Genomic DNA, 6,632 nt, shown 5'->3' with positions numbered 1-6,632 from the left:
TCTCCATGCGCCGGGTCGCCGCCGCGCTCGGCGCGGGCACCATGTCGCTCTACAACTACGTGCCCAAGAAGGAGCACCTGCTCGACCTGATGCTCGACGCGACCGCCGCCGAGTACCGGCTGCCGCCCGAGCCGAGCGGCGACGTCCGGGCCGACCTCGTCGACCTCGCGCACGCGCAGCTCGCCATCTTCCGCCGCCACCCCTGGCTGCCCACCCTGGTGCTGGCCCGCCCGAGCCTCGGCCCCAACGCCCTGCGCTACACCGACCACTTCCTGGCCGTCACCGCCCCCACCGGCTTGGGCGGCGGCGCGCGGATGGAGGCGATGGCCATGTTCAACGGCTTCATCTGCCAGTTCGCGCAGTACGAGCAGACGGCCGCCGCGGGCGCCAAGTGGCAGGCGGAGCTGGTCGGTTACCTCGCCCAGGCGGCGATGAGCGGCGACTACCCGAACCTGGCCCGGGCCTTCGCCACCTCCGGCCCGCCCGCCGACCCGGACCGGGCCTTCGACCGCACCCTGGACCGGGTCATCCTCGCCATCCTGGCGCCCGCGCAGGAGGACTAGCGCAGCACCTCCCGGGTCAGCACCCCGGCCACCCGGCCGTCCACCAGCACCAGCACGGCCTCACGCTCCTCCCCCGACGCCCCCAGCGCCGCCCGCGCCTCGGCCGCCGACTGCCCGACGCCGACCGTCGGCAGCGCGGGCTCGAGCAGCGCGGCCACCGGGTCGTCCGGCTTGGCGGCGCCGTCCGAGAGCGCCGCCGTCAGCGCACTCCAGGACACCGAGCCGACCACCTCGGTGGCGGCCACCCCGAACGGGCGCGCCGCCCGGGCGAGGACGACCGGGGCGAGGCCGCCCGGCGCTCCGCGCAGCACCTCCAGCGCCTCGGCGACCGTCGAGCCGGCCTCGACCACGACCAACGGCCCGGTGGCGTCGAGCAGCGGCCGGACGGTGTCGCCCTCCTCCAGGAAGCCCCACGCCCGCATCCACGCGTCGCTGTGCACCTTGGAGAGGTAGGAGCGCCCGGAGTCCGGCAGCACGACCACGACCAGGTCGTCCGGCCCGAGCCGGCGCGCCACCCGCAGCGCCGCCGCGACGGCCGCCCCGGAGGAGGGCCCGGCCAGCAGGCCCTCCTCCCGGGAGAGCCGACGGGCGGTCAGCAGCGACTCTCGGTCCGGGATCCGCTCGTAGGAGTCGATCACCTCCGACCGGAGGGCCTGCGGCTGGCGGTCCTCGACGGTGTCGGGGTGGAGGTAGTGCCCGATGCTCTCGACGTACCACGGGCTGCCGTCCCCGCCCCCGTACGTGGAGGACTCCGGGTCGGCGCCGATCACGGTCACTGAGCCGCCGGAGGCCTCCTTGAGGTAGGTACCGGTGCCGGTGATGGTGCCGCCGGTGCCGACACCCGCGACGAAGTGGGTCACCCGGCCGCCGGTCTGCTCCCAGATCTCGGGGCCCGTGGTCCGGATGTGGGCGTCGGGGTTGGCCAGGTTGTCGTACTGGTTGGCGAGCCAGGCACCGGGGATCTCCTCGGCCAGCCGCTGCACGACGTTGAACAGGTGCCTCGGGTCCTCGGCCGGTACGGCGGTCGGCGCGAGCACGACCTCCGCGCCGTACGCCCGCAGGATGTCCGACTTCTCGGGCGCCGTCTTGTCGGCGACCCCGGCGATCACCCGGTACCCGCGCTGCCGCCCGACGACGGCCAGGCCGATGCCGGTGTTGCCGGAGGTCGCCTCGACGATCGTCCCGCCGGGCTTCAGCAGACCGTCGCGCTCGGCGGCCAGCACCATCGAGAGCGCGGCGCGGTCCTTGACGCTGCCGCCGATGTTGAGGAACTCGGCCTTGGCGTAGATCGGCGCGGCGATCCCGGCGCCGAGCCGGGCGAGGCGGATCAGCGGCGTCCCGCCGATCGCCTCAAGTACGGATTCGTGGACTGCGGCCATCATGGGCCCCTTTCGCTAGCACTGTCCGCCCGAGTCTGCCCAGGTCGGCGACCCGATAGACGGCGGAGGCATCTCTCGCCATCCGGCCGCAATGTTGCCCGCCCTCCGTCGCTCGAGGATCGAACGTGGCGTCAAACCGGGCCGAGGAGGCCGCGCCCGCCCGCGCGTCGGGGCGTGAAGACGGGCGCGTGGAAGCCTGTTCACGCCCTGAGGCCCTCGCCTTCGACCAGCCCATCGATGCCGGCGCCCCCGCCGCCCGGCCCTACGACGGCACGGCGGGCGAGGTCCAGACGTCCCCGGAAGTCCGCGTGGAGTCCATCTGCGCGCAGCACCAGGCCGCCGCCGCCCTGAAGGCCGTCCGCGCCGTCCACCCGTACGAGGAGGCAATGATCAACTTCCTCCCCCCTCTTCGGCCCCACCCTCGACTGAGCGCCCGGACGCGACGCGCAACCGTCACCACCCTCCCGAGTGCCCCGGGAGCCGGTCGGAGGAATTCACGTTCTGGCCAGTACGTCCGACATCGCCGCCCGGCGGCGTCAGTCGCGTCGGTTCGGCCGGATCGCGGAGTAGAGGGCGAGCGTCAGAACCAGGGTGGTGAAGAGGATCAGGAACCTTCGGAAGCCCTCGGAGCTGGTGGGCAGCCAGCCCTGGAGCAGCCCGATCAGCAGCACGATGTCGAGCACTATCGCGATTGCGTACCCCGGCCGCTTCATCCGCTCTCCCTCCTCGTTACCGCTCGCACCCTATCGCCGCCCCCGAAGTGCCGTCAGCGCCTCGCGATCCATCTACTTCTTCCTCCTCGTGGGCAGGGGAGTCCGTCACACCTGCCCCGCCAGCCCCGGCCTGGCGAAATCCCCTCGTCATGGTCGCCCGGCTCCCGTAGCGTGGTTCGGTCGATCTTGCGGGCAGAACAGGGCAGAACGGGGCAGCACATCATGCAGCAGTACCAGGGTTGGGCCGACGAGCGCTTCGGTGCCGTGGCGGACGTCTTCGCCGCCAACTTCGCCGAGTTCCCCGAACTCGGCTCCGCCGTCACGGTGTTCGTCGGCGGGCGCAAGGTGGTCGAGCTGTGGGGCGGCACCGCCGACGAGACCACCGGGCGGGCCTGGACGCAGGACACCATCGTGCCCGTCTTCTCCTGCGCCAAGGGGCCGGTGAGCATCAGCGCCCTGCTCCTCGCCCAGCAGGGGCGGCTCGACCTGGACGCGCCGATCGCCCGCTACTGGCCGGAGTTCGCGCGCCACGGCAAGCAGGACATCACCACCCGGATGGTCCTCGGCCACCGGGCGGGCATCCCGGCGCTGGACGCGGCGCTCTCCTTCGAGGAGGTCGCCGCCTGGGATCCGGTGATCCGCGCGATCGAGGCGCAGGAGCCGCTCTGGGAGCCGGGCACCACGTACGAGTACCACGGCCATGTGCTCGGCTTCGCGGTCGGCGAGGTGATCCGCCGGATCACCGGGCTGACGCCGGGCGCGTTCCTGCGCAAGGAGATCGCCGAGCCGCTCGGCGGCCTGCCGCTGTGGATCGGCCTGCCGGAGAGCGAACTCCCGCGCCTGGCCCGGCTGGTGGAGGCCGAGGGCCGCCGCCCGATGCCGGGCCCGGAACACCTGCTGACCCGGATCGTGACGATGAACGGCGCCCTGGTCTTCCCCGGCCTGGACGTGCCGCACGGCTGGAACGACCCGGCCCTGCACGCGATCGAGCTGCCCGGCGCGGGCGCCGTCGCCTCCGCCACCGGCCTCGCGGGCCTCTACGCGGCCGCGGCCACCGGCCTGGACGGCGGCGACCGCCTGCTCTCGCACGACACCGTCACCGACGCGGTGCGCGAACTCTCCTCCGGCGCGGGCTTCCTGGGATTCGACCTGGGCGCCCGCTGGGGCTCCGGAATGCTGCTGGACTCCCCCGCCTTCCGCCCGCTGCTCGGCGGGCGCAGCTTCGGCAACGACGGCGCCGGCGGCCAGTTCGCCTTCGGGGACGACGAGTTCGGTGTCGGCTTCGCCTACGTCGCGAACCGGATGATCGGCCACGGCGACGCCCGGGCGAACCGGCTGATCGAGGCGGTGCGCGGATGCCTGGGGTGACGGACTTCCTGGCCCGGATCACGGAACTCGCCACCAACGCGGGCCTCGGCGAGCTGCGCTACGACGCCGCCCTGCCCGAACTAGCCGCCCACTACGGCGATCCGTGGGACGGCGGCCCGGTCCACCGCGAGACCCGCTGGCCGCACGCCTTCGGCTGGGGCGACGTGCAGACGGTCTTCTGCCAGTGCCGGCAGCTCCGTTCGCTGTCCCTGCCGGTCTGGCACGGCGAGCTCGAACTCCCCCGGCCGGGCGGCGGTTCGCTGATCCTCGACACCCGGGTCCACGAGTCCGCCCTGACCGCCGCACTGTCCGCCGCCGGTCTCACCTGGCAGACGGTGACGTACGAGAACGTCCCCGGCCAGCGGACCCTGGAGGTCTCGCCGGCCGAGGAGGTCCGGGTGGCCCTGGTCCTCGTCGACCGGATCGGCTACGACGAACCGCCGCTGGAGGACTGGCTGTTGTACAAGGCCGTGCTGTGGGGCTACGACCACGTCGACTGCCCCGAGCCGGACGGCGCCCTCCCCGACGACGGCTGGGGCGCCGTCTAGGACTACGCGCCCGTACGCCTGCGGGCCAGGTCCTTGCCCTCCTGCGGCAGTGCGTCGGCGACCAGCAGCCGGGGCAGCAGGTCGGGTTCGAGGGTCATCGCGCGGAAGACGAGCGCGACGGTCACGTCGTGGTCGGGCCGGTGCACGATCTCGACCGGGTCACCGGCCCGGATGTCGCCCGGCTCGATCACCCGCAGATAGGCCCCGGGCCGCGCGGCCCGGGTGAACTGCTTGATCAGGCCGTCGTGTTCCAGCCACCCCTGGAACGTCCCGCACGGGATCCGTGCGCACGACACCTCCAGGACCACCTCGGGCCCGATGCGCCAGCGCTCGCCGATCAGGGCGTCGTTGACGTCGACGCCGAGGGTCGTGAGGTTCTCCCCGAAGACGCCTTCGGCGAGCGGCCTGCCGAGCTCGGCCTCCCACCAGTCGAGGTCCTCGCGGGCGTACGCGTAGACGGCCTGGTCGAAGCCGCCGTGGTTCTTCACGTCGTAGACGCGGTCGCCCACGAGTCCGACCTCACCGGTGCCCTTGGGGCCGGGGACGACGACGGAGACCGGGCCGTCGACGGGCCGCTTGTCGATGCCCGTCGCGCCGAGCCGCTTCCACGGGTTGGGCCGGGGCTTGCCGACATTGACGGAGAGCAGTCTCATGGGAGCGACGGTACGGCCCTCAGCGCGCCGGGGCGGCTCATTTCCCCGGCGAACCCGTGCGGCCGGAGCACTGGCTCCGACCGGGCGGGGCCGTTCCCTCCCGCGTGCGGAACGGGCCCCGCCCCGATCGTCACTTCAGCAGGAAGTCGTAGACCGCCTGGCGCCCGGCCGGGTTGGCCGCTCGGTTCTGCACCGAGTGCGCGGCGCCGGGGACGATCACGATCTCGGGGTCGTGGGCCAGCTTCGCCTCCCGGTACAGCCATTCGTACGGCGTGGAGAGGTCGCGGTCGCCGCCGAGCAGCAGCACCGGCACGTCGGGCAGCCTGCGGTGCGCGGGCGGGGTCGGCGGGACCTCCTCGCGCGGCCAGTCGCGGCAGACCAGCAGGCTGCCCAGCCCGGTCGCGGTCGCCGGGTCGTACGGCCAGGTCTGTTCGGCGGTCAGCCGCTGCCGGGTGCGCTCCAGCGCGGCCTCCCGGCCCTGGACCGGGGTGTCGGTGGTGCCCCACGGGTAGTGCCCGTCGGCGCACAGGGTGGCGGCGTGCAGGCCCTGGCTGAGCGCCTCGGCCGGGGCGGCATCGCCCTGGTGGACGGTCTCGATGAAGGCCTGGAGCTTGGCCGGCTGTCCGGCGGCGGCCTCGTGCAGGGCCTCGGCGACGCCCCCGTAGTTCGGGTCGGTGAACTCGTAGCTGGTGAGCGCGTCCAGGATCTGCGCCCCGTCGCCGTAGTGCTGGACGACGGTGGCGAGGTCCGTGGCCGGGTCGGTGGTGCAGCCGGTGGTCTGGCAGGCGGCCCGCAGCACGCGGGCGGTGGCGGGAAGCGCAGCCAGGTCGAGGGGGTCGTAGCCCTGCTGCGGCACCACCGAGTCGAGCACCAGCCGGGCCACGTGCGCCGGGTGGGCGAGCGCGTACCGCTCGGCGACGAAGGTGCCGTACGAGACCCCGTCGATGGTCAGCCGGTGGTCGCCGAGGGCCTGGCGCAGCAGGTCCATGTCGGCGACGGTGTCGGCGGTGCTGTAGAAGCGGGCGTCCGGGCCGAGGGCGGCGGCGCAGTCGGCGACGGACTGCGGGCGGGGCACGGCGAGGTCGGAGGAGCCCATGTCCTGCTGGAGGCCCGCGCACTGCAGCGCGGTGCCGCCGGTGCCGCGCTGGTCGTACATGACCAGGCGGTAGTCCTTCAGAACGGGCTCCAGCTTGCTCGCGATCCGCTTGACGAACGGCACTCCGGGCTGGCCGGGGCCGCCGGTGAGGAAGAGCAGGTCGCCCTTGGGCGCGTCGGTGTTCCCGGCCACGGCCACGTTGAGCCGCAGGGTGCCGGGGGTGGCGCCGCTGTGGTCGAGCGGCACGGTGAGGGTGCCGCAGGCGAAGCCGGGCGCGTCCGGGCAGGGGGCCTGGCCGGTGAGTCCGCCGCC

7 protein-coding genes are annotated in these 6,632 nt (G+C 73.7%); 3 read left to right on the top strand and 4 right to left on the bottom strand.

Annotation, left to right across the window (positions count from 1 at the left end):
• On the top strand, positions 1–563 hold a 563-nt coding region (locus J0670_RS26110; protein ID WP_207814117.1), incomplete at its 5' end, for a TetR/AcrR family transcriptional regulator.
• Here J0670_RS26110 and J0670_RS26105 read toward each other — a convergent pair.
• Together J0670_RS26105 and J0670_RS26100 are read right to left on the bottom strand one after the other, a co-directional pair.
• Complete coding sequence (locus J0670_RS26105; RefSeq protein ID WP_307806695.1) at positions 560–1,945, bottom strand: pyridoxal-phosphate dependent enzyme; 1,386 nt, start codon at positions 1,943–1,945, stop codon at positions 560–562. The two genes, J0670_RS26110 and J0670_RS26105, sit on opposite strands and share 4 nt — an antisense overlap.
• A gap of 533 nt (positions 1,946–2,478) precedes the next feature.
• Positions 2,479–2,655: a hypothetical protein gene (locus J0670_RS26100; protein ID WP_207814116.1), complete on the bottom strand. Its 177-nt coding sequence runs from the start codon at positions 2,653–2,655 to the stop codon at positions 2,479–2,481.
• Positions 2,656–2,877: 222 nt separating this feature from the next.
• Between J0670_RS26100 and J0670_RS26095 the strand changes: the two genes are divergently transcribed.
• Together J0670_RS26095 and J0670_RS26090 are read left to right on the top strand one after the other, a co-directional pair.
• Positions 2,878–4,023 carry a serine hydrolase gene (locus J0670_RS26095; protein WP_207814115.1) on the top strand — a complete coding sequence of 382 codons (1,146 nt, stop codon included), beginning with the start codon at positions 2,878–2,880 and terminating at the stop codon, positions 4,021–4,023.
• Complete coding sequence (locus J0670_RS26090) at positions 4,011–4,571, top strand: hypothetical protein (protein WP_207814114.1); 561 nt, start codon at positions 4,011–4,013, stop codon at positions 4,569–4,571. Before J0670_RS26095 ends, J0670_RS26090 begins: the two co-directional genes overlap by 13 nt.
• A gap of 2 nt (positions 4,572–4,573) precedes the next feature.
• On the opposite strand, the gene J0670_RS26085 is transcribed toward J0670_RS26090, so the two are convergent.
• Positions 4,574–5,224, bottom strand: coding sequence for an MOSC domain-containing protein (locus tag J0670_RS26085; RefSeq protein WP_207814113.1), 651 nt, complete (start codon positions 5,222–5,224; stop codon positions 4,574–4,576).
• 130 nt (positions 5,225–5,354) lie between these two features.
• Positions 5,355–6,632, bottom strand: a 1,278-nt coding sequence (locus tag J0670_RS26080; protein WP_207814112.1) for an alpha/beta fold hydrolase, incomplete at its 5' end; no start/stop codon positions are given.

Origin of the sequence: Streptomyces sp. FH025, from assembly GCF_017427025.1 — a bacterium.
GTDB lineage: Bacteria > Actinomycetota > Actinomycetes > Streptomycetales > Streptomycetaceae > Kitasatospora.
Note: the sequence above shows the minus strand (reverse complement) of the source record. Positions and strands in the feature narration are given on the sequence as shown.

Bases quoted from the DNA above. Each gene is read 5' to 3' on its own strand.
- J0670_RS26085 (WP_207814113.1), bottom strand. From the start codon at position 5,224: ATGAGACTGCTCTCCGTCAATGTCGGCAAGCCCCGGCCCAACCCGTGG.
- J0670_RS26090 (WP_207814114.1), top strand. From the start codon at position 4,011: ATGCCTGGGGTGACGGACTTCCTGGCCCGGATCACGGAACTCGCCACC.
- J0670_RS26100 (WP_207814116.1), bottom strand. From the start codon at position 2,655: ATGAAGCGGCCGGGGTACGCAATCGCGATAGTGCTCGACATCGTGCTG.
- J0670_RS26095 (WP_207814115.1), top strand. From the start codon at position 2,878: ATGCAGCAGTACCAGGGTTGGGCCGACGAGCGCTTCGGTGCCGTGGCG.
- J0670_RS26105 (WP_307806695.1), bottom strand. From the start codon at position 1,945: ATGATGGCCGCAGTCCACGAATCCGTACTTGAGGCGATCGGCGGGACG.